Here is a 22,906-nt window from a genome sequence, read left to right as displayed (position 1 = left end):
CTATATTTATATCAAATACAAAAACGATCAAAGCAGCGGTCAATTATGGGCAAAAAAATAAAATTAGGGAAGATCATTCCTAAAAGACCATCAAGGTTTCAAAAAAAAATGGGAGAGGCCCCAGGTACCATCACCTACATGGGGCGTAGGGAAGGTACGGAAACCTTTGTGAAAATCTTGGAATACAACGAGACCGAGCTCAATGTACATGCTCCGGGAAATATTGATGAAATCGTGATACACAAAGCCCCTCCATTGGTCTCGTGGGTGGATATAGCAGGCCTGAGTGATGAAAAATTCATCGAAAAAGTGGGGCGTCGGTTCGGTTTGAATCCTCTAGTGATGGAAGATACGGTCAATACACACCAAAGACCGAAAATAGATGAATACGAGAACTATATTTTTGGGGTTTACAAAATGCTGTATATCAATCAAGAAAGTGAAGTGGTCGGAGAACATGTGGCCATGGTGCTTCTTGAAAATTGTGTAATCGTGTTTCAAGAACTGGAATATGATGTGTTCAATGGTGTAAGGGAACGTGTTAAAAATAAATTGGGGCGTATACGCTCGCAAGGTGCGGATTACTTGTACTTTGCCCTATTGGACGCTATAGTGGATAACTATTTTGCCGTGCTAGAACATTTGAACGATAAAATAGAACATCTAGAAGAGATGGTCTATACAAATCCTACACCTGAGGTCGCCCAAAACATCCAGCAGCTAAAAAAAGAAGTACTTAAGATCCGACGCTCAATTTTTCCTGTAAAAGAGCTCATTAGTAGATTGATAGATACGCAAAACGCGCTCATTTCAAAAGACACCAAGGTATTTCTAAGAGATGTGCTTGACCATTCGTTGGAAATCAATGAAAGCCTACAGATTTATCGAGAAATGTCAATGAGTCTGATGGAGATGTACATGAGTAACATTAGTAATAAAATGAACGAGGTGATGAAAGTGCTGACCATTATGGCCTCGATCTTTATACCTTTGACGTTTATAGCCGGTATATACGGTATGAATTTTGACCATATGCCAGAACTTCATTGGGAAAATGGATATTATATGGTTTTAGGAGTAATGCTTTTTCTATTTATTGCGATGATTATTTATTTCAAGAGAAAAAGATGGCTCTAGTAAAGTTTGACTATGATTATTACTTATTTTAAAAAGGATTAGTCGATGCGAAGGGTTAGGATATGGGCGTTTTTACTCATTGGATTGTATGTGTCTTTGACGGTTTTGGCCTATAGGTATCAAGAACGGCTAATATTTTTCCCCTCGAAAATGCCTTTGAACCATACCTATGATTTTTGCCAAGACTACGAAGAGATTTTTTTAAAAACGCAAGATGGGGCCGAACTCAATGCCGTACATATTAAACAGGCTGAATCAAGGGGCATAGTAATTTATTTTCATGGAAATTCAGGGAATATATCGCATCTCATCCATGTGGCTAATCTCTTTTCATCAAAAGGATATGAATCGTTGTTGGTCGATTATAGAACCTATGGTAAAAGTACTGGTGAATTGAGCGAAGAGGCCCTCTATAGTGATGCTCAACTTTTCTATAACTATATTTTAGAGAATTATAACGAGCAGGATATAGTAGTCTATGGTCGATCATTCGGTACAGGTATTGCCACTTGGCTGGCCTCTAAAAACAATCCGTCGAAGCTCATTTTGGAATCCCCTTTTTATAGTGCGGTAGCTTTGGGCAGTCATCGTTTTCCTTTTTTGCCGGTGGAATGGCTATCGCGATATCGCTTTCCATCCAATGAATACGTACAACACATTAGTTGCCCCATATACATTTTTCATGGGACAAACGACGAAGTTATACCCTATGAAGCCGCAAAAAAGTTGTATGAAAGTATGGCGACCGATCATAAAAAACTATTCAGTATAAAAGAGGGGGGGCATAATTACCTTCAAGACTTTGAGGCCTTCAAAAAGGGAATGGCGGAGGCTTTGGACTAATACCTATAGAAGAATGAAGCTCTGTTTATAAAATGATTTACTCGAACAGATCTGAAGACAAGTAACGATCACCCCGGTCGCACACGATCGAAACGATAACCCCACTTTCCAGACTAGCGGCCAGTTTTAAAGCAGCGGTCGCGGCCCCTCCGCTACTCATTCCTGAAAAAATACCCTCCTCTTTGGCCAGGCGTTGGGCCATGTGAATTGCTTCATGTTCACTGACCTCTATGACCTGATCGACTTTTTTGGCATCGAATATTTTAGGTAAATATTCCACCGGCCATTTTCGGATGCCTGGTATTTTCGATTCGTCCGTGGGCTGTACACCAACAATCTGTATATCATTATTTTTCTCTTTCAAGAAGGTAGAGGTGCCCATGATTGTACCCGTCGTTCCCATGGCGGAAACGAAATGGGTTATTTTTTCTTCGGTGTCCCTCCAAATTTCCGGTCCGGTCGATTTGTAATGGGCCTTCCAATTATCGTCGTTCGCAAACTGGTTGATCATGATAAAGCCCTCATTCTTTACTTTGCTTTCCGCGTAGTCACGGGCGCCCTCTATGCCTATATCGGCCGAAGTAAGTGTTACTTTCGCCCCATAGGCCTTCATGGTCTGAACGCGCTCTTTGGTGCTGTTTTCAGGCATAACCAGCTCAATGTCAAGTCCGTATATACAAGCTATCATTGCCAGCGCAATACCTGTGTTTCCACTAGTGGCCTCTATCAATTTAGAACCTGTATCAAAATCCCCGCGTTCAAGTCCCGATTTGATCATATTATTGGCAGCACGATCTTTAACACTTCCTCCAGGGTTGTGTCCCTCAAGTTTGAAAAAGAGTCTTACGCTTTTATTCGGGTTCACAACTCGTGCTTCGACCAAAGGCGTATTTCCGATAAGATCTAGGAGACTATGAGGCATTGGTTTGAGTTTTTATCTTTATTTCAGGTGTATGAAAAACCGTAGAATTCGAAGGTACTGATTCGGTAAGCCACGCATTTCCTCCTATGATAGAATTTTCACCGATAATAGTATCCCCACCAAGAATAGTGGCATTGGCATAAATGGTAACGTTATTTTCAATAGTAGGGTGCCTTTTGATTTTCTGAAGGTGTTTGGCCACATAAAGTCCACCTAAGGTTACTCCTTGATAAATCTTCACATGATTCTTTATGACGGCGGTTTCCCCTATAACTACTCCGGTGCCGTGGTCGATATGAAAAGAGTCGCCGATTTGCGCACCTGGATTAATATCCACACCGGTCTGCCTGTGGGCATATTCCGTCATTAAGCGAGGTACCAATGGAAATCCACTTTGGTAGAGTTCGTGGGCAAGCCTATAAATGGCAATGGCATAAAATCCCGGATATGCCATATATACCTCTTCAATGGATAGGGAAGCAGGGTCGCAATTGACCGTAGCTTCAGCATCAAGGTTTAAACGCTTTAATATTTCCGGAAGTTTCTCTACATAGCCTTCCCAAAGACTTTTGCAAGGTTTGTCAAGGTCCCAGCAGGCTAAGTCTACAAGTTCATCAAAAATGGAATGTAATTTTCCGAGGTTTTTTTCAACGGGAGTATCAATATCAAAAAGCGTGTAAAAAAGAAGGTTTGTAAAGGCTTCCGTTTTTTCTTTGAGTTTGTATCGAAGATTAGGCTGTTTTTTGTGCCAGTTTATTTTCTCGATTATAGAATCTTGGTTCATAGGCTCTCTGTTGGTTCAAAAATACTGATTATTCTAAAAGACAAATTCGCAAATTGGTTAACTTTAGCATAATTAACAACATTTTGGTCGTATGTTACATCCACTAATTACTAAGGAAGCTTTGTATTTTTTAGAAAATCTCAAAGAAAATAACGACCGTGATTGGTTTACCGCCCATAAAAAGGAATTCAAGAGGCACCAACAAGAGGTAAAAGGATTTTTTACTCTTGTAATGGAAAGGTTACGTGGGCATGATGAAATCGATAAGATGAAAATGTTTCGTATTTATAGAGATATTCGGTTCTCAAATGACAAGACCCCTTATAAGACCCATTTTTCAGGATCCTTTACAAGGGCAGGAATAAGACTGAGGGGTGGCTATTATCTACACATCGAACCAGGAAACAGTTTCGTCGCTACGGGTTTTTGGCAACCTGACAAAGAAGATTTATTGCGAATTAGAAAAGAATTTGAACAAGATGCCACTGAGATTCGCCAAATAATAAATGATAAAAACCTAACCGAGATATGGGGCGAGATAAAAGGAGGTGAAGTTAAAACGGCCCCAAAAGGGTTCGATCGTGATCATGTCAATATTGACCTTATAAAAAAGAAGCAATACATCTTTACTAGAAATTTTACTGATAAAGAAGTACTGGCTCCAAAATTTATTGATCAAGTAGATCGCTCGTTTCGGGTTATCAGGCCTTATTTCGATTACATGAGCGAAGTGCTGACTACCGATATTAACGGTACACCCCTATTCTCAAACTAGTGCTTCCATTTCAAAAAGTTGAATCTGATCTTTCAGGCGGGCAATGACCATGCCCATCATTCGCTTGTTAAGGGCCGAAGAATGTCTAATATAGGTTTCGTACTCCGTTATGGTAAACTGACCAATGATCATTCCTTTGAGGGAATTTCGAAATTTGATATCCTTTTGAATGGCATTTTCAATATAGGTCAATCGTTTCTCCAACGATAGATCAAAGAACGAATTCTTATATTTTCGGATATAATTTTTGAATGCCGCAATAAGAAGATTGTTCTGAAATTTGATAACGGGGCGCAATGTTCGGTTTTGAAACTGCTCTTCGGCAGTCATGTCATCGGTTATTCTAGCGGCGGGAATTTCTGGCCGAACGCCTAAAAGATAGTGATCTCTATCGTTCATTTTGTGGGTTTTTATAAAGATAGCCAATATCATCTTGGAGCGATTTGGTGCAGGTATTAGTTTTTAACTAGGTTATAAACATTGTATCGAATCGATATAGCTCTTTACCCGAACAATTATTGAAATTGTTGTAATTTAAGGGCAGATCATCTAAATATGCTTACTATGAAAGTGACAACATATAGCCATCCTGATGGGAGAAGATCGCGTCTTCTTTTAATTCCATTATTACTGATTTGGTATAACTTGACCTTTTCCCAAATAATGACTGTAAACGGAACGATTCCTTTGGATGACATGGGCCTTTCACTCATACATGAACATGTGATGGTCGATTGGATCGGTGCCGATAGTACAGGGTATCAGCGCTGGGACCGGGATAAAGTGGTCAAACGTACTACACCCTTCTTAGAGGAAGCCAAGGCTCGGGGTGTTAACACCTTCATAGATTGCACGCCCGCCTATCTGGGCCGTGACCCCTATGTTTTAAGGGAATTATCGAATATAACCGGAATGAATATTCTAACAAATACAGGCTTCTATGGGGCTCGGAATAATAAATATATTCCTAAAAATATGGAATCAATGCAAGCGGAAAAATGGGCCGATATTTGGTTGAATGAGTTTCATAACGGGATAGACAATTCAGGTATACGCCCAGGTTTTATAAAGATATCCGTAGACGGTGAAGCAGAATTGTCGACCATGCACAAAAAGATTATTAAGGCTGCTGCGATTACCCATTTAGGATCAGGGTTGACCATTGTTTCCCATACGGGCCCTGATGAACCCGCCATGGCTCAACTTCGTATTTTAAAAGAAATGGGGGTTTCCCCCGCGGCCTTTGTTTGGACCCATGCCCAAGGAGGTACGTTTGATGGATATGAGGAGGCGGTGGCCCAGGGCGCTTGGGTATCTTTAGATCACATAAGCGAAGAAAAGGATAGGATAGAATGGTTTGTAGAAACCCTTTTACGTTGCAAAGAAAATGATATGTTAGATCACATACTCATTTCACACGATTCAGGGTGGTATACTGTAGGAGAGCCGAGTGGAGGAGATTTTAGGGGCTATACCTCCTTATTCGAAAAATTGATTCCGGCATTGCGAAATGAAGGGTTCTCAAAACAGGAAATCTCCCGGCTGCTCGTTGAAAACCCTAAGCACGCCTATGCCATTGGTGTTAGAAAACTGTAGTTAAAAGTAGCGAGATAGCGTTAAATTCATCTTAACGATTTTCCTTTCCAAGTTGTAATTCCTAGCTTTAATACAAACAGGAGTTACATTATGAAAACATCTATTAATCCATATAATGGTGAAAAATTACATTCTTTTAAAGAATTGAATAACAAAGAGTTGCATTCAAAGGTTAAACTTTCACATGAATGCTATCTTAAATGGAAAAAAACGTCCTTCGAAGAACGGTCGGAACTCCTATTAAATACCGCTAGGGAGCTTAAAGCGCAGGCACGGAAATATGGGGAGATCATCACGAAGGAAATGGGCAAACCCATTACCCAGTCTGTAGCAGAGGTAGAAAAATGTGCTTGGGTCTGTGAATACTACGCTGAGCACGGTAAAAAACAATTAGAGGAAGAAAATATCAAGACCGATGCCTCAGAAAGTTATGTATACTATGAGCCTTTGGGAGTTATTTTGGCGGTGATGCCTTGGAACTATCCATTTTGGCAGGTATTCCGTTTTGCCGCACCAAATCTAATGGCAGGTAATGTCGGTGTTCTTAAACATGCCTCAAATGTGATGAAATCGGCCCAAATGATTCAAGAGATTTTTACTTTGGCAGGTTTTCCCGAAGGATGCTTTCAAAATCTGGTATTGAGTAGTGATAAAATTGCTCCCCTAATTGAACACGAACACATTAAAGCGGTTACCCTTACAGGTAGTAAGCCGGCAGGAGCATCGGTGGCATCGAAAGCAGGGGAACATATCAAAAAAACAGTATTGGAGCTAGGAGGGAGCAATGCCCTTATCGTTTTTGAAGATGCTGATATCGATGCCGCTGTGACTACCTGCCTAAACGCTCGTTTTCAGAATACCGGCCAAAGTTGTATCGCAGGAAAGCGACTTCTACTACACACCGTAATCAAAGATGATTTCTTGGAAAAATTCGTTACTCAAGTAAGTGAACTAAAAAGTGGGGATCCGATGGACGATGACACCTATATCGGGGTCTTGGCCCGCGAAGATTTGGCCAAGGATTTAGAGGAGCAAGTGAACGACTCGGTAGCTATGGGAGCGACCGTTATCTTAGGAGGTAAGAGAGCGGGTACTTATTTCGAACCGACCATATTATGCGATGTAAGCCCCAAGATGCCCGTTTTTTATCAGGAAACCTTTGGTCCGGTGATTGGAGTCACTACATTTAGTACCGATGAAGAGGCGGTGAGCCTTTCCAACGCGTCTGATTTCGGTTTGGGCGTTTCTATATTTACAAAAGATAGGGAGCGAGCCAAAAAACTGATTCCCCAATTTGACGAGGGTGCAGTTTTCGTTAATGAATTAGTGAAGAGCGATCCGAGATTGCCCTTTGGTGGGGTTAAAATATCTGGATATGGAAGGGAACTTTCTTCGCACGGTATCAAGGAATTCATGAACAAAAAAACAGTATATATACAATAATGATAAGAAATTAAAGGAAATAAGAATGAAATTTGGAAAAGTAGAGCAACCAGAACTCGTAGATTTCACCATTCCGGAAGACCACGCTGAAACAGAGGTTGTCTTGCGTAAAACTTCATCTAATGAGCCTCTGAAAGTACATGTGGGTTGTGCCAAGTGGAACCGAAAAGACCTTAAAAACTTTTATCCGAGGGGTACTAAGGATGAACTTGTTTATTATTCCACCCAGTTCAATAGCATCGAGCTTAATGCTACCTTCTACCGAATTTTTCCGGCCGAGCAATATGAAAAATGGTATGATAAAACCCCCAATGATTTTAAATTCTTTCCAAAAGTGGCAAATGACATAAGTCATTTAAGACGCTTGAATGAAGCCGTTTATCCCATAGTAGACCGATATCTTGAAGTCACTTCCAATTTAAAAGAAAAGTTGGGAACAATCTTTCTACAGATGCACAACAATTTTGCGCCTAAAAATTGGGATAGGGTAGTGCGCTTCGTTGAATATTGGCCGAAGGAGTTCCCCTTAGCCATGGAATTTAGACATACAGACTGGTTTAACGATCCAAAAGTTGCCCAAGAACTCTATCATCTACTGGAGGAAAACGGTATTTCCAATATATTGGTAGATACCGCTGGAAGAAGAGATATTATGCACATGCGCCTCACGAAGAACGAAGCTTTTATCAGGTATGTCGGAGCTAATCACCCAAGCGACTACGCGCGTTTAGATGATTGGGTCGAACGTTTAGAAATATGGAAAGAAAAGGGATTGCGAAACATCCATTTTTTCGTACATCAAAATATGGAATTGGAATCTCCGCTATTATCCGTGCGTTTTATTGAAAAATTGAACGAAAAACTAGGTACAAATCTTAAAATTCCGAAAACGCTCCATGATTCTTCGAGTAGTCTGTTTTAAGGGATATTTCTTCCCTAATTTTGTAGGGTAGTTTGTATAAAATATATCAAAACTGGGAGAGTTATGAGATTTCATACTAGAAAATGGGTAAAGCCCGAGGACCTGAATGCAAATGAAACACTTTTTGGTGGTCGCGTTTTAGCTTGGATCGATGAAGAAGCGGCTTTATATAGCATTATACAGCTTGAGAGCAAAAAAATCGTTACCAAATATATGTCCGAAATCAATTTCATGAGTACCGCCAAGCAGGGCGATATTGTTGAAATAGGAATAGAAGTAGTAAAGTTTGGGAAAACATCGTTAACGCTCAACTGTGAGGTGCGTAATAAAATGACCCACGAGACCATTGTAACGGTCGATAACATTATTATGGTTAATCTAGGTGCCAACGGGAAACCGGCTTCGCATGGAAAAACGAAGGTCGAATACGTAAAAGATCGACTCGCAAACGAAGATTAATCTTGTAGTTACTTCTTTGCCAGGGCCTGCACTTCGTCTAAGACCCGTAGCAGATTACCTCCCCAAAGTTTTGCGATTTCTTCCTCAGTATACCCTCTATGTAATAGTTCTTGGGTAACGTTGAAGGTTTCTGATGCGTCTGACCAGCCCGCGATGCCTCCACCGCCGTCAAAATCCGAACTTATGCCCACATGATCTATCCCGATAAGATTGACCATATAATCCACATGGTCAATAAGATCAGTTACCCCTACAGGTTCAGGGGCGTCTTTTCGTTTTGAGGCCATTTCTTCGGCAATGACCTTTACCTTAGAATAGTTTTTTTCAAATTCCTGTTGTTCTTGGCGGGTAAGAGAATTAAAATCTTCAATATCATACCAGTTGACGCCCAAAGAATCTGCTACATGTTCGTAAATAGATTTGGTGTAACTGGTACGCAACGAATCTTTCTTGGTGTTCAAATAACCGCCGAACGCTACCGTTTGTACCACGCCTCCATTTTTTTTTAAGGCCTTCAATTGCTCGTCATCAAGATTTCTGCTATGATTGCAGAGGCCACGAGCAGATGAATGCGATGCGATTATCGGCGCACTTGAGAGTGAAATGATCTGTAGCATAGCATCTCTGGATATGTGAGAAACATCTATCATAATTCCCAGTCTATTCATCTCTAATACAGCACTTTTGCCTAAATCACTTAAACCATTGTATAAGAATCCTTCCTGCTCCCCCGTATGGGAATCACAAAACTGGCTATGGCCATTGTGGGCCAAAGAAATATAGCGGGCACCCAGGGCATGATATTTTTCGAAATTTGATAGATCCAGTCCCATCGGATACGCATTCTCAACACCGATCATAGCAATTTTTTGACCCTTTTCATCGATACGTCGAACATCGTCGCTATTGAGGGCAAGCGTAATCTCGTTAGGGGCGATATCCTCACAGAGTCTATGGATAGCCGCAAACTTAGACATAGCATTTTCTTCGGCCTGAGTATAACCATATGGAGTTAAAGAATCCTGGCCCGTATAAACGATGAGCCAAGTAACGTCAAGACCTCCCTCTTTCATCTTTGGTAGATTGACCTGCGTTTCTAAACGTTGCTTGTAATTGATGCTATCTGTGAAGTTGCTGATATCAATATCGTTATGGGTATCGATAGTAATTATTTCTTCATGTATCTGTCTGGCTGTTTTTTCGGGAGATACGTCGGGTTTCGATAAATTTTCCTTACATGAGATTATCGCCAAAAGACCGATTAAATAGACTAACTGCTTCATTTTTTGAATGTATATACCTACAAATAAAGCACTTTGACAACAGATATGGTACCCTAGGTAACAATTAATTGTAAACTCTTGGTTAAAAGTGGATTTTTATAATCAAAATTGAAATTACAATAGAGAAAATTACTGAATCTTGAAAAGCTGAAATCTGAAATTTAGCTGTATCCAAGCATATTGAATCTAATCAATTTCCCCAAATTGAAAACAAAACACCTACTACTTCAAATTTCACGGGTAGAAAACCTGCTGAAAAAGTTCTCTTTTGAAGAACTCAATTCCAATGAAGCTTCACTGGTTCAAAAGTCTTTTGTGTCCTTTAAGCAAAATTTGTTTTTGCAACTGGCCAAAAAGGAGAATGAATCGGGCCATTCGGATAATTTTTCAGAAGTATCCGAAACCTTTATAGATGACACGTTTAATGATGCCGATCAGTCATCGGTTATTTTGACTGCAGAAATATATAATGCGATAATAGAACACTTTGACGCCTATACGTCGCTACTTGAATCTCTCAAAATCGATCTCAAATGAAAACAGATAAAAAGGCAAGAATGCTTGTCAGCGAATCTATATTACGTCAATTAGGAACCCTAGAAGAAATCGACTTGAGCCCCATACACGAAGAATGCATGGGCAGCGATGATCTATTGGCCGAACTTATCACACTCTATGAAAAAAATGCCCTTGAGTTCATCGGAATAGGAAAAATTTGCTTGCAAACAACTGATTTTTACCAAATGGGGCTAGCCGCACATAAAATGAAAGCGGGCCTTGCCATGATGCAAACATATAGCCTCCATTCCATCGTAGTGCAGATCGAAAATTGCTGTAAAAATGATAGGGATGCGAAACACCTTCAGTTTCTTTTCGATTGTTTTACTGTGGAGTACCCCTTGGTAAAAACGGCGATTGACGACGCATTTAAGAAACTGCAAAAGCAATAGGTTCTATGCAGAAAAAAAGACTTCTATTGGCCGAAGATGATGAGCTTCTAGCTTCGTTACTGAACTTTCGATTACAAAAGGGAGGTTACGAGGTGAGTTTAAGCGCCGATGGAAAACAGGTAAAGGAATATCTGTCACGATACACCCCTGACATCATTATTAGTGATATTATGATGCCTTATTTTTCTGGCATTGAGTTAATTGCATATGTTCGTCAAGAGCTTAACTTAAATATTCCCATCATTATTATATCGTCAGCTGGTAACGAGGAGAATGTTTTAAATGCATTCGAATTAGGGGCCAACGATTTCATTTCCAAACCCGTCAGTCCTTCTGAACTACTGGTTCGAGTGGCCCGTGAATTGAACAAAACCTGAATTTGCTAAAACAGCGTCTCACATATCGAAGTCTTGTCTGGGTAACCGTACCCGAGGTGGATACAGATCTATTATGGACGCTAAGTGCAATTTTTGTACTACTTGCAGTGCTCTATCTAATTTCTGTGTTCATTTTTCGAAATAGAATAGCGGTGGTCGCCAATCGTATCAAACAAAAAAAAAGTGAGCTGGCTCCCATGGTCAGCGAGTTCCTTTTTTACGAAGAAGGTGGGGATAGAAATGAAAAATCAAACTACATCAATCTCAAAATAGAAATCCGTGAACTCTTAAAAGTCGATTTCGATAGGAAGGTGCTCACCGAGATCTTACTTGACCTGAGAAAGGACGTTTCCGGGGATACCCAAAGGAAGTTGTTCGATCTTTACCAAGATCTTGGTTTGGAAAAGGATGCTTTCCGAAAACTAGAGAGTTGGCGTTGGGAACTTGTTTCCAAGGGAATTTTGGAGCTAACCGAGATGAACGTCGAATCGGCCTATTCTTTCATCATTAAATTTATCAATGATAAACGAAGCACGATCCGTAAGCAAGCCGAAATAGCTACGGTCACCCTCAAACCAGAAGGAATCAATTATTTTTTAGATTCGACTAAATATAAAATCTCAGAATGGCAGCAACTTAAACTTTTGGACGTCATTCGAAATCAGGAAAATTATACCCCGCCACGTTTCAAAAACTGGCTTACCTCAACCAATAGGCATGTGGTTCTTTTTGCGTTGAGGGCAATTAAATATTACCATCAAAACGATGCAAAAAATGCACTTATTGAGCTTGTAAAGCATCGAAATAATCAAATCAAACAAGAGGCCATTGGTTGTATCAAGGAATTTCACGTGGTGGATTCACTACCCGTGCTTAAACAGGTTTTTTGGAAGGGGAATCTTGACGTAAAAATTGCCATACTTGATACGATTTCCGAATTGGGTACGGAGTCCGATATTGAATTCTTAAAGGAGGTAGCGCAAAACTCCGGCAATTTTTCCATTAAGAGCAAGGCGCTTTACGCTATTAACGTTATTGCTCCAGATACTATAATGCCTACAAAGGGTATCGAAGATTTGGATATACCGGCTGGATTTTCTGTGCAAAAAAATAGTATTTCGACTGACGATAGGTCTTTTAAGGAAGATGGAAAACCAGAACAAGACCAGTCTGAGGGCCATACAAACGAGTTTGATAGCGAAGATCATAACCGAGATACCGAAACTTTGAAACCACTTCCGTCTGAAAGCCAAAGTACTTTAAGCGATATAGCCGATGAAAGTAGTATAGACGGCCCAGCTGATCCCGATGTAATGGATTCGGACATGGCATCAAAACCTGATGAACTCGATATTGAACAACAGGGTATCGGTGTTCAGCAAGAAGACAAAGTGACGGGGGCGATGGAAGATGTTGTAGAAGATGAAGAGCGAATGGTATCTGAGCTTCTGGCTACCGAACCTTCCGAAATTAATGAAGAAAACGTGTGCAATGCCGTACCCGAAGTACCTGAAGTGGTGCCAGAACTGAATATGGCCCCTGAATTAGATACGAGTGAAGAAAATTACCACCTAGAAGATAATAGCCTAACACCCCGCTCGATGGAACAGGAAGAGGTAGGTTCGGAAGACGATCTTGATATAGATACCGAACCTTTTTCTTTAAGCGTTGAATTTCTTCCAATTGTTACCGATAATGAACCCTCATCTACCAAAATAATAAGTAAAGATCCGTCCATGGAAAATTCACAAGAGTCTGAAAAAAACATTAGCCATTTTGAAGTTGAATTCGAAGAAATAATTCCCGAGAATGAAATTTCCCGTCCACCACAAAAATCATTGGACTTTGATATTAGCGAAATAGCTTTTCTTCCAATTGTAACCGATAATGAAGAGGATAAAGAAACGAATCCTAAAATCACTATATCCGGTGGTTTTGGAGAGGCTTCCTTAGATGTTGGTATTAAAATGGAGGAGGCGGAAGCCTCTATTGCTACCGATGGAAAGTTTATCGATGAAATTGAAAAATTGGATTTTTTGCCCTTGGTCACTGATACGAAAGCTGAAGACGGGGAGGCACTTAGCACTGATGAGAAAGAAAAGGGAATCGATGGCTTTACCTTAGCCGATTTTGAGGTCGCTTTTGAAAAAGCTAAAGAATTTGTCAAAATTCCTAAGGATGATAAAACTGTCGAAGAACCTAAAATATCTGCAGACTCCGATATAAATAGCGCCTCAGACAAGGAGGAGGATGTGATTTCCTGGCTGATGTCAGTCAATGAACTCAGAGAAATAAAAGTGGTTTACGAAGACCTTAGCCAAGACGAGCCAGGAGAGGGGGTAATACATTTGATACCTGAACCTGTGTATTACGATGAGCATGAGCATTATATGATGGGTTTACTCGATGATCTTGAAGACTTGGGCGACCATCGGGAAGTACCATTTTTAAAGGAGCTTTTGGAACAGGAAAACAAGGCTTTCGTCAAAGACAGGATTCAGCGCCTTATCGATCGCTTTACGAAGCCTTATGAAATGACTGGAAAGAATGAAGTCGATCCACCCAAAATGTTGCCGTTTTTCAGTGTCTTTGCCGATTTGTTCAAAAATTTAGATGTGGAATCGAAACTTATTCTACTTGACGAGGTCGTGCACGTGGGAGATCACAAGGAAATAGAGTTTTTGGATGGTCTACTTGAGGACCCTAATGAGAAAATACGTAAAAAAGCAAGTATTGTTCTAAAACAATTAATCGAAAAGCTTTCTAAAAATGTACCGAAAACCATAGAGTCAGGTATCGAACCTTTAGGTGCGGAAAGACAGTGGATAGATATTAGTGAGGAAGTGGAACCAATCGACAAGATGGCCGATAACCGAAGCTATCAAAAGTTGTTGGACAATATGGAAATAGAACCTTCGCCGAAAAGCGAAATTTTTGAAATCGATTTCGAGCTTTTGCAGGAAGGAGAAGCCGAATTAGATGAAAATATCATGAACTTACCGGTTGAAATGATCGTAGTATCGCCCGATGAGAAGAATATTCTATCACAATTACGAACTTTTCCAAAAAAGATGAGGGGTAAGTAGAATGGATAGTGAAGCGTTTCATATCGCCCTTGAATATATTAATCTCGTATTTCTGGTATTTACGGTGGTATTGTTCACGTTGTTCAGTTTCATGGGGTACCTCTCTACCCGTAATTCTATCCATTATCGCAAGAAGAATAGTTTTGGGGATATTTCAAAAATAATGGCGTCGCCCTTGTCACCTTCTATAACGATTATTGCACCGGCCTATAATGAAGGGCTGACCATTGTTGAAAATATCCGTTCACTCATGTCCCTCCGCTATGTTAACTACGAGGTAATGGTCGTTAACGATGGCAGTACCGATGATACACTGCAAAAGATGATAGAAGCCTATGATCTGGAACGAATACCTTATCAGGCCGACCCAAATTGGAAGAGTAAGCCTATCAGGGGAATTTATAAATCTCCACATCGGGCCTTTGCAAAACTTACGGTAATCGACAAATTGAACGGCGGAAAATCCGACGCATTGAACACTGGAATGGCTCTTTCAACGAACCGCTATGTGGGTTGCATCGATGTAGACTGTCTTTTGCTACCAGATGCCCTTTTGCATGTGGTAAAGTCTTTTTATCAGCGTTCGGAAAAGAGGGTTATCGCGGTAGGAGGTGTAATACGAATTGCAAATTCTTGTGTAATTCAAGGTGGGCAACTTGAAGAGATACGCCTGCCTAAAAACTGGTTGGCAAGATTTCAGCTCCTTGAATATACCCGTTCTTTCATTCTCGGGAGAATGGCCTGGGGCCGTATAGACAGTTTGTTGATTATCTCAGGGGCCTTTGGCTTTTTTGATCGGGAAATAGCCCTTGAGGCCGGAGGATACGACACCAACACCGTGGGTGAAGATATGGAAATCGTTTTTAAGATGAGGCGGTTAATGCACGAGAGAAGAGAGCCTTATACCATTGAGTATATGCCTGACCCGTTATGCTGGACCGAAGTGCCGGAAGATCTAAAGATATTGATGAATCAACGTGATAGGTGGGCCCGGGGCAACCTTGAGACCTTGTTCAAGCATAAAGATATGTTCTTCAACTCGAAGTTTGGCAGATTGGGTCTGCTCAGTTATCCTTACTGGTTTTTCTATGAATGGCTTGCTCCGCTTTTGGAATTTTTTGGTTTTTTCACGGTGATCCTTTTTGCCTATTTGGGGATTCTCAACTGGAATTTTTTCATAGCGATTACAGTAGCCGTTTATCTCTTTTCCATTATGTTCTCATTTTATGCCATTCTATGGGAAGTCTATTCCTATAATGAGTATAAAAAAACCAAAGATATCTTGATCTTGATGGCTTGTGCCCTGATAGAACCCTTCGTGTTTCATCCAATCATCATATATGCAGCGGTTCGAGGGAATTATAAAAAACTATTCAGGATTAAATCAGGTTGGGGCCAACAAGTAAGAAGGGGGTTTGCCAAAGCTTCATAGTAAAACAAAATGAATACAAGTAAAAAAGAGCGTTATAACCTTAAACAATATACCCGATTAATGATCGCATTTTTCGGTGTGTTGGCCGTGTTATCTATCGTTCAATACACCACTCTGTACTTTAAAGGAGTCGTTGATAGTATATTCGGTACCAGTTTGTTGCTCGCCCTTATACATCAGATAGGGTTTACCTGTATCATTAGCGTTATTTTGGTTTATCCTTTTAATTTTTGGGAGAATCTTAGGCCTAGGTACGGTTTTAACCTCATTTGTACCATACTCACCTTGCTTCTGGTCATAGAGGCCATGCTAATAGGGTATTATTGTACTACTTTGGTTCCTCTGGGATCCGATTTGTTGGGCTATAGCTATTCCGATATTAAGATCACCTTGGCAAACTCCGGAGGAACGGGCATGTATCTCTCACTCTTTGCAGGTATACTCATTATGGTGGGACTATTTGTAGGGTTATTCAAGATTACCTCAAAGTTCTACCATAGAATTAGCCGAATGTATCCCTTCACTATTGTGATGTTCAGTCTTTTTATTGCCACCCTCCTTACCGAAGGCAAGCCCATAAACCAGAATAAGATCCAGTACCTTGCCGTAAATCTTTATGCGAGTACGACTGAAGATACTTCGTATGACTCCACCGTTGAGTATCCTTTAATCAAATCAAAGCCGGTAGCCAACGTTTTGGGAGAGTATTTTGAATTGAAGGAGAACAAGCCCAATATCGTTTTTATTATGGTAGAAGGGTTGGGTAGGGATTTTATTGGCGAAGGTGCCGAGTTTGGGGGCTTTACTCCCTTTTTGGACGAGCTGACTACGAAGTCCCTCTATTGGGAAAATTGCCTTAGCAATACGGGTAGAACCTTTGGCGTGTTACCATCATTGATAGGCTCATTACCATTTGGAAAGAGTGGTTTTATGGAACTGGAAGAATACCCAAACAAGCTCACGCTCTACAGCATCTTGAAAAATAATGGCTATCACACTTCATTTTATCAAGGAACCAATAGTTCTTTTGACAATGTAGACAGGTTTTTAAAGAGTGAGAACGTAGATTTTGTATTGGACAAATCGGGGTTCGGTACTAATTACCAAATGCAGGAAGAGGATGCCGCAGGGTCGTCTTGGGGGTATCCTGACAAAGAGCTCTTTAAGAAAAGCATGAGCCTACCCAGGGATGCCGAACAACCACGAATGGAAGTGTATATGACAATCAGTACCCATGAGCCATTTATCCCTCCGCAACAAGACGTATATGAAGAAAAAGTTGAACAAATTTTAGCCACTGGTATTCATGAGGGTACCACCAAAAAAATTATTGAAAAGAACGATAATGTTTTTGCCACCTTACTTTACACCGATGATGCCTTGAAGTACGTTTTTGAAGCGTATAAAAAGCAGCCCAACTATGAGAATACCATTTTTATTGTTACGGGAGACCATAGGCTGATACCAATACCTCAGCGTAATAATTTGAGTCGTTTTCACGTGCCTTTAATAATGTTTAGCCCGATGTTAAAAACGCCGAGAAAGATGAGCGCCCTTAATTCCCATTTTGATGTCACGCCTACCATATTGGCCTTGTTATCGGGTAAATACGAATTGAAGATGCCAAAGAAAGTGGCCTGGATGGGGGAGGCTCTCGATACGAACAAAGAATTCAGAAGTATCAAGGACATTCCTTTGATGCGCAACAAAAACGAACTCAAAGAGTTTGTCAGCGGCGAAAAGTTATATTCTGATGGGGGTACCTATACCATTGATGAAAACATAGATTTGGGAAGCTCATTTGGAGGTTCAAAAGCCGAAGCCAAGTTAAAAAGGTTCAAGTCAATCAATGCATATGTGACATCGAATGGAAAGATCATACCTGATAGTCTGGCCATTTTTGCCGTACAGAAAGAGAAATTTACCGATAGTGAGATCATTTGGATCAATAGTGTCTACAATGGCCAAGATTCCGATAAAGGATATTTCATCGCCCGTGATTTGGCCTTCGATAAAAAATATGATAAGGCTTTGTTGTTATGTAGATATATCCTGTCGAACGCCCCGAGTCATATTGATACGAAAATCTTAACGGGCCGTGTTAATGTATGGAGTGGCAATTATGAAGCCTCCATAGAAATTTTGAATGAGTGTATTAAAATGAACCCTAACTATATTGACTCTTATGCGGCACTCTTCGATGTATACTTCTGGTCGGAAAGGTCCAAAGAAGCTCTTGAGTTGATCGATTTGGTTGAACAGAATAGTTCAAGTGTCAATGAGATTGCCGATAAGATAACAAGGGCCAAAAGACAGGCAAGAAAAAAAGGAATTCCTATAAAACCCCGTACGATCCAAACCGCTGCTGCCCTTTCAACCAGTAAATGATATTCACAAGAGTTACATATTCGATATTTATATTTTTGCTAGCCTGTTTGCTCGCTAAGGCTCAAGAAATAGAACCTGCTCAAAAGACTATGGTTTCGTACGACAATGCCTTTCAGTTGGCCTATAATGGAGAGACGGAAGCTGCAAAGCGGATTTTATTGGATTTGGTTTCCAAAACCCCCGATGATTTGGATGCACGATCACTTCTTGCCAGTACATATAGTTGGAATGGGGATTATACCAGGGCTAGGGATGAATTTAACCTGATTACTTCGAAACGACGTGATCATAAAAATGCGTGGATTTCATCGATCAAAAACGAGCTATATACGAAAAACTATGCCACGGCACTAGGATTGGCCAACAAAGCATTAAAGTATCTTGATGGAAATAGCGAAATTGAAAGATTAAGGACCATTGCCCTCGAAGGAATAGAACATCAAGAGTTTACTGAAAATGGTTGGTTTGATGACCAGGCCATAGCCGTGGACCAAAATAATCAAGAGAAAGAAAATCGAATAGGCCGTAAAATGGAGAAAGTGGATGAAAGTGTCGATACTACCGAGGTCAAAACCGTAGTGAAGCCAAAAACACCGTTAGACGAGGAGGTTTTAAAAAATCGATTTGGAATTCGAAATTCCTTTACCGTGTTCGATCAACGATATGATCCTATGGTATATTCCAATATTGCATTTAAGCACCAGACTAAATGGGGTAGCATCATACCAGCTATTAATTACAGTAACCGTCTAGGACAGCAGGGGTTGCAATACGACGTGTCCCTATATCCTAAATTAGCAAGAAAAGTATACGCCTATCTCAATTATGGTTATTCTAACGCCCCCATCTATCCTGCCCACAAAATGGCAGGTGATATATATGTCAATCTTCCTAAAGGAATTGAGCTATCAGGGGGTGGGCGATATATCAAGTTCGAAAGTAGGGATGTGCGGGTAGTTACGAATTCATTGGGATATTATACAGGCAACTATTACTTTTCGCTAAGGTCATATATAACACCTAGACCCGATAATCTGACCCGGTTTTCCGGAAACCTTTTAGTGCGAAAGTATTTGAGGGATGGCGAAAATTATATAGGAGGCACCGTAGGTATGGGATATTCCCCGGAATTACGTCAGCTTCGATCGGGAGACGAACTTTTGGCGGAGACTCTATTATATATAGAATCACAGCGTTTGGGCATCGAGTATCAATTTACGGGAAAAAATGCGCCGAATATCTACAAGGCAAATATTGGAGTAGCAAGACAAGAGCTCTCCTATGACTCCGGAAACTTCTTTTGGGCCGTATCGGCAGGGTTGACCTACCAGGTTAAATTTTGATACGCCGTGTTACCCATAGAGCTAGTTGCCCTTTTTATTAGTATTTCAACTTGTTTTTGCCAGCCAAATAATATTCCTGTAGAAATGCTACTTTGTATCGTTTCAGCATGCTTAGGGAAATCTATTTAGAGGGAGCAGGTCCTTCTACACCTTCAAAAATCCATTTATCGGCATACATACCATACACCAGTCCAATTTCATTTTCTTGAACGTACCTCTCATCCTTTCCCGGATCGAAATTGACATGATACACATATACTTTAATACCGGCTTCCTTTAACTTCAACATTAGTTCGGTATGTTTTGAAAGGGTTCTCCTTGAAAGTGCTATATAGTTAACATTGTTGATTTTGAGGAAATTGAGTTTATCCCCGATGATATCAAAAAAGGGTTCTTGCGAAATCATGGCATTAATACCATTTTTTGTGGCTTGTTCAACGGCCATCACACTGAACAGTTCCATGATCAATCGTTCTTTATCGACAAAGGCGTTGGCAAAAGCTATGGGTTCATTTATCTTATCAGTGACCAGGGTCGCATCTGGGTGTGCTTCAAACCATTGATTGATACCGTCCATATCAAGTGTCATATAGTCTCCGTATATCTTCTCTTTATTAAATGCATTTAGGGTAGGGGGTAATTCACCCGTGTAATCGGTAAAACGGGCCCACATGTTCCAATCGTGGGCGGCGACGAATTTTCCATCAGACGTCTTAATGATGTCCAATTCGAAAAGACGAAACCCTTTGGCGTAATTTTGGTCTAGGGCGTCCCTTGTGTTCGTAGATTTCACCCCGTTTACTTCCCCTCCTGCGTGTGCTATATATCGATCGTTACTGGGCTCGAAATCATAGGTTATCTTAGGAAAATAAACTTTGTTGTTCACTACACCGACAGGAATGTCAAAGCTCGCCTTTGCCGATAGGTCGTCTACTTTTTCAACTATAGTGCCATTTTGGAGATACATAATATAGGCCTGTCTACTCTTTAAAGCCGTTAACTTCTCAAATCCCATATTTTTCAACGCCTTGGATTCTTGTAATATAACATTCGCAGCGGAATCGTGTGCCAATATGGCGAACGCTACCTGATCGGCTTGCATTTCGGCAATTACTTCGATGAGCTTATGACAAGACTTTTCATCGGCATAGGTGTCAAAAGTTTTATATTCAAATGCTTCAGCGCCATTAAAATGCAAAAGGGTAATACCTCTTTCAATATATTCTGTTCGGTCGTTGACCCTAAAACTGCTTCTCTGTTTCGCATTGAAACTGTGGCTCTCTAAAAGAATCGTGGGGGAGAGGGGCACTACTTCACGATCAGCCGGTGCTATTTCGGAATTCGCTTGACCCAAGGGGGAGAATACAAGAGCAAGTATAAAAAAAACGTGTCGGACTGCTGAATTTTTAAATATGGGTGTTTTCACTTGTGCTATCATGGGTTACGTTTAGCCATCGACTTGGTAGGATTGTCGGTTCCTATGGAAATATTCAACGTTTTTACAACTATCTTATTGCAATGAAGACAGACCTTGGAAGAATATTCTTGTATTTCTTAGATTCGTTTTATAAGAGGGTATAAAGGGTCAGGTAAATAACAAACATCAGGTAGGTCATTTAGGGCTGTATCTCCTCTTCTGGCAGAGGTTATAAGCGCTTATTTTACGGCAATATATCAAGGTAAAAGATAAAAGGTACATAAAATCGGATAAACTGTATGGTCCCGATTAAGCAAAAAAACGTAACCTCACCACATTAGTTTTTCACAACAATAATCTAAGATTATACCACAATTTATTTTTTTCCTAGACCTTAATCGATAAGTTTACTTCATAATAATTGAGATCCAAATCAAAATATTAACTTAACCTATAACCGCAATGCTTTACGATACCTACGGAGAAGAATATCTATCTTTTCTTCAAGAACTGAATGAAATCTTAAGTATTAACGAATTAGTCGAATTAGATTATATGTAACCTCGACCCCAAGTTGAACTCTTTAAATCTTACTATTATGGCAAATCAAAATTCCGACAATGCTGCGTACATGAATTTTATCGAATGCTTGAATGAAATTCTCAAAAATGAAGAAATCAGCAAGTTAAATTTTTCTTAGTGTTCCGCAACGCGTTCTACCAGAGCTATGCGGTTAATTAGTTGTACAAAAAAGCCCGACATGAAGTCCGGGCTTTTTAAATTTATAGGTATAAGATACGATATTGCTTTATCCCAAATAGGTCTTCAACAATTTACTCCTAGAATTGTGACGTAGTTTACGAATCGCCTTTTCACGAATTTGTCGAACCCGTTCACGTGTCAAATCAAAGGTCTGTCCGATTTCGGCCAAGGTCATTGACTGTTGGTCTCCTATACCATAATATAGCTTGACCACATCCGCCTCCCTTGGGGATAAGGTTTCCAGAGCCCTGTTAATTTCCGTATTCAACGACTGTTGCATAAGGGTTTTATCTGGCCTTGGGGATTCTCCTGAACGCAGTACATCGTATAGATTCGAATCTTCACCCTCCCGAAGTGGGGCATCCATAGAGACATGTCTTCCGGAATTCTTGATCGATTGTTTAACCTCACTGACGGTCATCTCGAGTTCTTTGGCAATTTCTTCGGCGGAAGGTGGCCTTTCATGAGCCTGTTCTAAATACGAAAAAGTTTTCTTGATCTTGTTTATCGATCCAATTTTGTTCAGCGGCAGACGGACCACACGAGATTGCTCCGCAAGTGCCTGAAGAATCGATTGTCGAATCCACCAAACGGCATAGGAAATAAATTTGAATCCCCGCGTCTCGTCAAAACGCTTAGCGGCCTTAACCAGCCCTAAGTTTCCTTCGTTGATTAAATCGGGCAGTTTCAAGCCTTGGTTTTGATATTGTTTGGCTACCGATACCACAAACCGTAAATTGGCCGTCGTTAACTTTTCAAGGGCGACTTGATCCCCGGCGCGAATTCGTTGTGCCAGTTCTACTTCCTCGGACGCATTGATCAAATCGATTTTACTGATATCCTGCAAGTATTTATCCAATGATTTTGATTCCCGGTTGGTTACCTGCTTGATTATCTTAAGTTGCCTCATATGTTACTTTTGGGTTTTTGGAGTTCTACAAGAGAGTATTATACAGCTTTATTCCGTCTTTTCCAAAAGGAGGCCAA

At 40.5% G+C, this 22,906-nt stretch carries 20 protein-coding genes; 14 read left to right on the top strand and 6 right to left on the bottom strand.

The window, feature by feature from the left end; all coding sequences use genetic code 11:
- Positions 1 to 45 precede the first annotated feature (45 nt).
- Entirely contained in the window at positions 46 to 1,137 is a 1,092-nt protein-coding gene (gene corA / locus F2B13_RS03350) for a magnesium/cobalt transporter CorA (RefSeq protein WP_149275866.1), read from the top strand.
- Between the two features lie 45 nt (positions 1,138 to 1,182).
- On the top strand, positions 1,183 to 1,980 hold the full coding sequence (locus F2B13_RS03345) for an alpha/beta hydrolase (RefSeq protein ID WP_149303218.1): 798 nt from the start codon (positions 1,183 to 1,185) through the stop codon (positions 1,978 to 1,980).
- Positions 1,981 to 2,017: 37 nt separating this feature from the next.
- Here F2B13_RS03345 and cysM read toward each other — a convergent pair whose 3' ends face one another.
- Both cysM and epsC read right to left on the bottom strand, forming a co-directional pair.
- Entirely contained in the window at positions 2,018 to 2,902 is an 885-nt protein-coding gene (gene cysM / locus F2B13_RS03340; RefSeq protein ID WP_149303216.1) for a cysteine synthase CysM, read from the bottom strand.
- Positions 2,892 to 3,686 carry a serine O-acetyltransferase EpsC gene (epsC, locus tag F2B13_RS03335; RefSeq protein WP_149275863.1) on the bottom strand — a complete coding sequence of 265 codons (795 nt, stop codon included), beginning with the start codon at positions 3,684 to 3,686 and terminating at the stop codon, positions 2,892 to 2,894. Before epsC ends, cysM begins: the two co-directional genes overlap by 11 nt.
- 91 nt (positions 3,687 to 3,777) lie before the next feature.
- Here epsC and F2B13_RS03330 point away from each other — a divergent pair, with 91 nt between their 5' ends.
- Entirely contained in the window at positions 3,778 to 4,461 is a 684-nt protein-coding gene (locus tag F2B13_RS03330; protein ID WP_149275862.1) for a DUF2461 domain-containing protein, read from the top strand.
- Here F2B13_RS03330 and F2B13_RS03325 read toward each other — a convergent pair.
- Positions 4,453 to 4,860, bottom strand: a complete 408-nt coding sequence (locus tag F2B13_RS03325) for a glyoxalase (RefSeq protein WP_149303214.1) — start codon at positions 4,858 to 4,860, stop codon at positions 4,453 to 4,455. The genes F2B13_RS03330 and F2B13_RS03325 overlap by 9 nt on opposite strands.
- 165 nt (positions 4,861 to 5,025) lie before the next feature.
- Between F2B13_RS03325 and F2B13_RS03320 the strand changes: the two genes are divergently transcribed.
- From F2B13_RS03320 to F2B13_RS03305, 4 genes are all read left to right on the top strand, one after another.
- The gene (locus tag F2B13_RS03320; RefSeq protein WP_232622996.1) at positions 5,026 to 6,057 is read left to right on the top strand and encodes a phosphotriesterase family protein; all 1,032 of its coding nucleotides are present in this window, start codon (positions 5,026 to 5,028) and stop codon (positions 6,055 to 6,057) included.
- Between the two features lie 90 nt (positions 6,058 to 6,147).
- Complete coding sequence (locus tag F2B13_RS03315; protein ID WP_149303212.1) at positions 6,148 to 7,500, top strand: NAD-dependent succinate-semialdehyde dehydrogenase; 1,353 nt, start codon at positions 6,148 to 6,150, stop codon at positions 7,498 to 7,500.
- Between the two features lie 25 nt (positions 7,501 to 7,525).
- On the top strand, positions 7,526 to 8,422 hold the full coding sequence (locus F2B13_RS03310; RefSeq protein WP_149275859.1) for a DUF72 domain-containing protein: 897 nt from the start codon (positions 7,526 to 7,528) through the stop codon (positions 8,420 to 8,422).
- 63 nt (positions 8,423 to 8,485) lie between these two features.
- Positions 8,486 to 8,881: an acyl-CoA thioesterase gene (locus F2B13_RS03305; protein ID WP_149275858.1), complete on the top strand. Its 396-nt coding sequence runs from the start codon at positions 8,486 to 8,488 to the stop codon at positions 8,879 to 8,881.
- A gap of 8 nt (positions 8,882 to 8,889) precedes the next feature.
- Here F2B13_RS03305 and F2B13_RS03300 read toward each other — a convergent pair whose 3' ends face one another.
- Positions 8,890 to 10,164, bottom strand: a complete 1,275-nt coding sequence (locus F2B13_RS03300) for a dipeptidase (protein WP_149275857.1) — start codon at positions 10,162 to 10,164, stop codon at positions 8,890 to 8,892.
- Positions 10,165 to 10,368: 204 nt separating this feature from the next.
- Between F2B13_RS03300 and F2B13_RS03295 the strand changes: the two genes are divergently transcribed.
- The 7 genes from F2B13_RS03295 (at position 10,369) to F2B13_RS03265 (ending at position 19,740) form a co-directional block, all read left to right on the top strand.
- A complete protein-coding gene (locus tag F2B13_RS03295) occupies positions 10,369 to 10,701 on the top strand; it encodes a hypothetical protein (RefSeq protein ID WP_149275856.1) in 333 nt (110 codons plus the stop codon).
- Positions 10,698 to 11,114, top strand: a complete 417-nt coding sequence (locus tag F2B13_RS03290; protein WP_149275855.1) for a hypothetical protein — start codon at positions 10,698 to 10,700, stop codon at positions 11,112 to 11,114. Before F2B13_RS03295 ends, F2B13_RS03290 begins: the two co-directional genes overlap by 4 nt.
- A gap of 5 nt (positions 11,115 to 11,119) precedes the next feature.
- Positions 11,120 to 11,491: a response regulator transcription factor gene (locus tag F2B13_RS03285; RefSeq protein ID WP_149275854.1), complete on the top strand. Its 372-nt coding sequence runs from the start codon at positions 11,120 to 11,122 to the stop codon at positions 11,489 to 11,491.
- A 2-nt stretch (positions 11,492 to 11,493) separates the two neighbouring features.
- Complete coding sequence (locus F2B13_RS03280; RefSeq protein WP_149303210.1) at positions 11,494 to 14,577, top strand: HEAT repeat domain-containing protein; 3,084 nt, start codon at positions 11,494 to 11,496, stop codon at positions 14,575 to 14,577.
- Position 14,578: 1 nt separating this feature from the next.
- Positions 14,579 to 16,009 carry a glycosyltransferase family 2 protein gene (locus F2B13_RS03275; protein ID WP_149275852.1) on the top strand — a complete coding sequence of 477 codons (1,431 nt, stop codon included), beginning with the start codon at positions 14,579 to 14,581 and terminating at the stop codon, positions 16,007 to 16,009.
- 9 nt (positions 16,010 to 16,018) lie between these two features.
- Positions 16,019 to 18,397: an LTA synthase family protein gene (locus F2B13_RS03270; RefSeq protein ID WP_149275851.1), complete on the top strand. Its 2,379-nt coding sequence runs from the start codon at positions 16,019 to 16,021 to the stop codon at positions 18,395 to 18,397.
- 89 nt (positions 18,398 to 18,486) lie between these two features.
- Positions 18,487 to 19,740: a YaiO family outer membrane beta-barrel protein gene (locus F2B13_RS03265; RefSeq protein WP_198440074.1), complete on the top strand. Its 1,254-nt coding sequence runs from the start codon at positions 18,487 to 18,489 to the stop codon at positions 19,738 to 19,740.
- A 121-nt stretch (positions 19,741 to 19,861) separates the two neighbouring features.
- Here the strand turns inward: F2B13_RS03265 and F2B13_RS03260 are convergent, their stop codons facing one another.
- Together F2B13_RS03260 and F2B13_RS03255 are read right to left on the bottom strand one after the other, a co-directional pair.
- Complete coding sequence (locus tag F2B13_RS03260; RefSeq protein ID WP_149303206.1) at positions 19,862 to 21,178, bottom strand: PI-PLC domain-containing protein; 1,317 nt, start codon at positions 21,176 to 21,178, stop codon at positions 19,862 to 19,864.
- Between the two features lie 787 nt (positions 21,179 to 21,965).
- Positions 21,966 to 22,829: a sigma-70 family RNA polymerase sigma factor gene (locus tag F2B13_RS03255; protein WP_149275848.1), complete on the bottom strand. Its 864-nt coding sequence runs from the start codon at positions 22,827 to 22,829 to the stop codon at positions 21,966 to 21,968.
- Positions 22,830 to 22,906 lie beyond the last annotated feature (77 nt).

The sequence above is a fragment of the Pareuzebyella sediminis genome (genome assembly GCF_008367235.1).
Taxonomy (GTDB): Bacteria; Bacteroidota; Bacteroidia; order Flavobacteriales; family Flavobacteriaceae; genus Pareuzebyella; species Pareuzebyella sediminis.
The sequence above is the reverse complement of the archived record's forward strand: the minus strand, read 5'-3'. Positions and strand labels throughout refer to the sequence as shown.

Excerpts from the sequence above, each read along its gene's own strand:
- F2B13_RS03270 (WP_149275851.1), top strand. The coding sequence starts at position 16,019 with ATGAATACAAGTAAAAAAGAGCGTTATAACCTTAAACAATATACCCGA.
- F2B13_RS03310 (WP_149275859.1), top strand. The coding sequence starts at position 7,526 with ATGAAATTTGGAAAAGTAGAGCAACCAGAACTCGTAGATTTCACCATT.
- F2B13_RS03290 (WP_149275855.1), top strand. The coding sequence starts at position 10,698 with ATGAAAACAGATAAAAAGGCAAGAATGCTTGTCAGCGAATCTATATTA.
- F2B13_RS03255 (WP_149275848.1), bottom strand. The coding sequence starts at position 22,829 with ATGAGGCAACTTAAGATAATCAAGCAGGTAACCAACCGGGAATCAAAA.
- F2B13_RS03265 (WP_198440074.1), top strand. The coding sequence starts at position 18,487 with ATGGTTTCGTACGACAATGCCTTTCAGTTGGCCTATAATGGAGAGACG.
- F2B13_RS03285 (WP_149275854.1), top strand. The coding sequence starts at position 11,120 with ATGCAGAAAAAAAGACTTCTATTGGCCGAAGATGATGAGCTTCTAGCT.
- corA (WP_149275866.1), top strand. The coding sequence starts at position 46 with ATGGGCAAAAAAATAAAATTAGGGAAGATCATTCCTAAAAGACCATCA.
- F2B13_RS03315 (WP_149303212.1), top strand. The coding sequence starts at position 6,148 with ATGAAAACATCTATTAATCCATATAATGGTGAAAAATTACATTCTTTT.
- F2B13_RS03275 (WP_149275852.1), top strand. The coding sequence starts at position 14,579 with ATGGATAGTGAAGCGTTTCATATCGCCCTTGAATATATTAATCTCGTA.
- F2B13_RS03300 (WP_149275857.1), bottom strand. The coding sequence starts at position 10,164 with ATGAAGCAGTTAGTCTATTTAATCGGTCTTTTGGCGATAATCTCATGT.
- F2B13_RS03260 (WP_149303206.1), bottom strand. The coding sequence starts at position 21,178 with ATGATAGCACAAGTGAAAACACCCATATTTAAAAATTCAGCAGTCCGA.
- F2B13_RS03305 (WP_149275858.1), top strand. The coding sequence starts at position 8,486 with ATGAGATTTCATACTAGAAAATGGGTAAAGCCCGAGGACCTGAATGCA.
- cysM (WP_149303216.1), bottom strand. The coding sequence starts at position 2,902 with ATGCCTCATAGTCTCCTAGATCTTATCGGAAATACGCCTTTGGTCGAA.
- F2B13_RS03345 (WP_149303218.1), top strand. The coding sequence starts at position 1,183 with ATGCGAAGGGTTAGGATATGGGCGTTTTTACTCATTGGATTGTATGTG.
- F2B13_RS03325 (WP_149303214.1), bottom strand. The coding sequence starts at position 4,860 with ATGAACGATAGAGATCACTATCTTTTAGGCGTTCGGCCAGAAATTCCC.
- F2B13_RS03320 (WP_232622996.1), top strand. The coding sequence starts at position 5,026 with ATGAAAGTGACAACATATAGCCATCCTGATGGGAGAAGATCGCGTCTT.
- epsC (WP_149275863.1), bottom strand. The coding sequence starts at position 3,686 with ATGAACCAAGATTCTATAATCGAGAAAATAAACTGGCACAAAAAACAG.
- F2B13_RS03330 (WP_149275862.1), top strand. The coding sequence starts at position 3,778 with ATGTTACATCCACTAATTACTAAGGAAGCTTTGTATTTTTTAGAAAAT.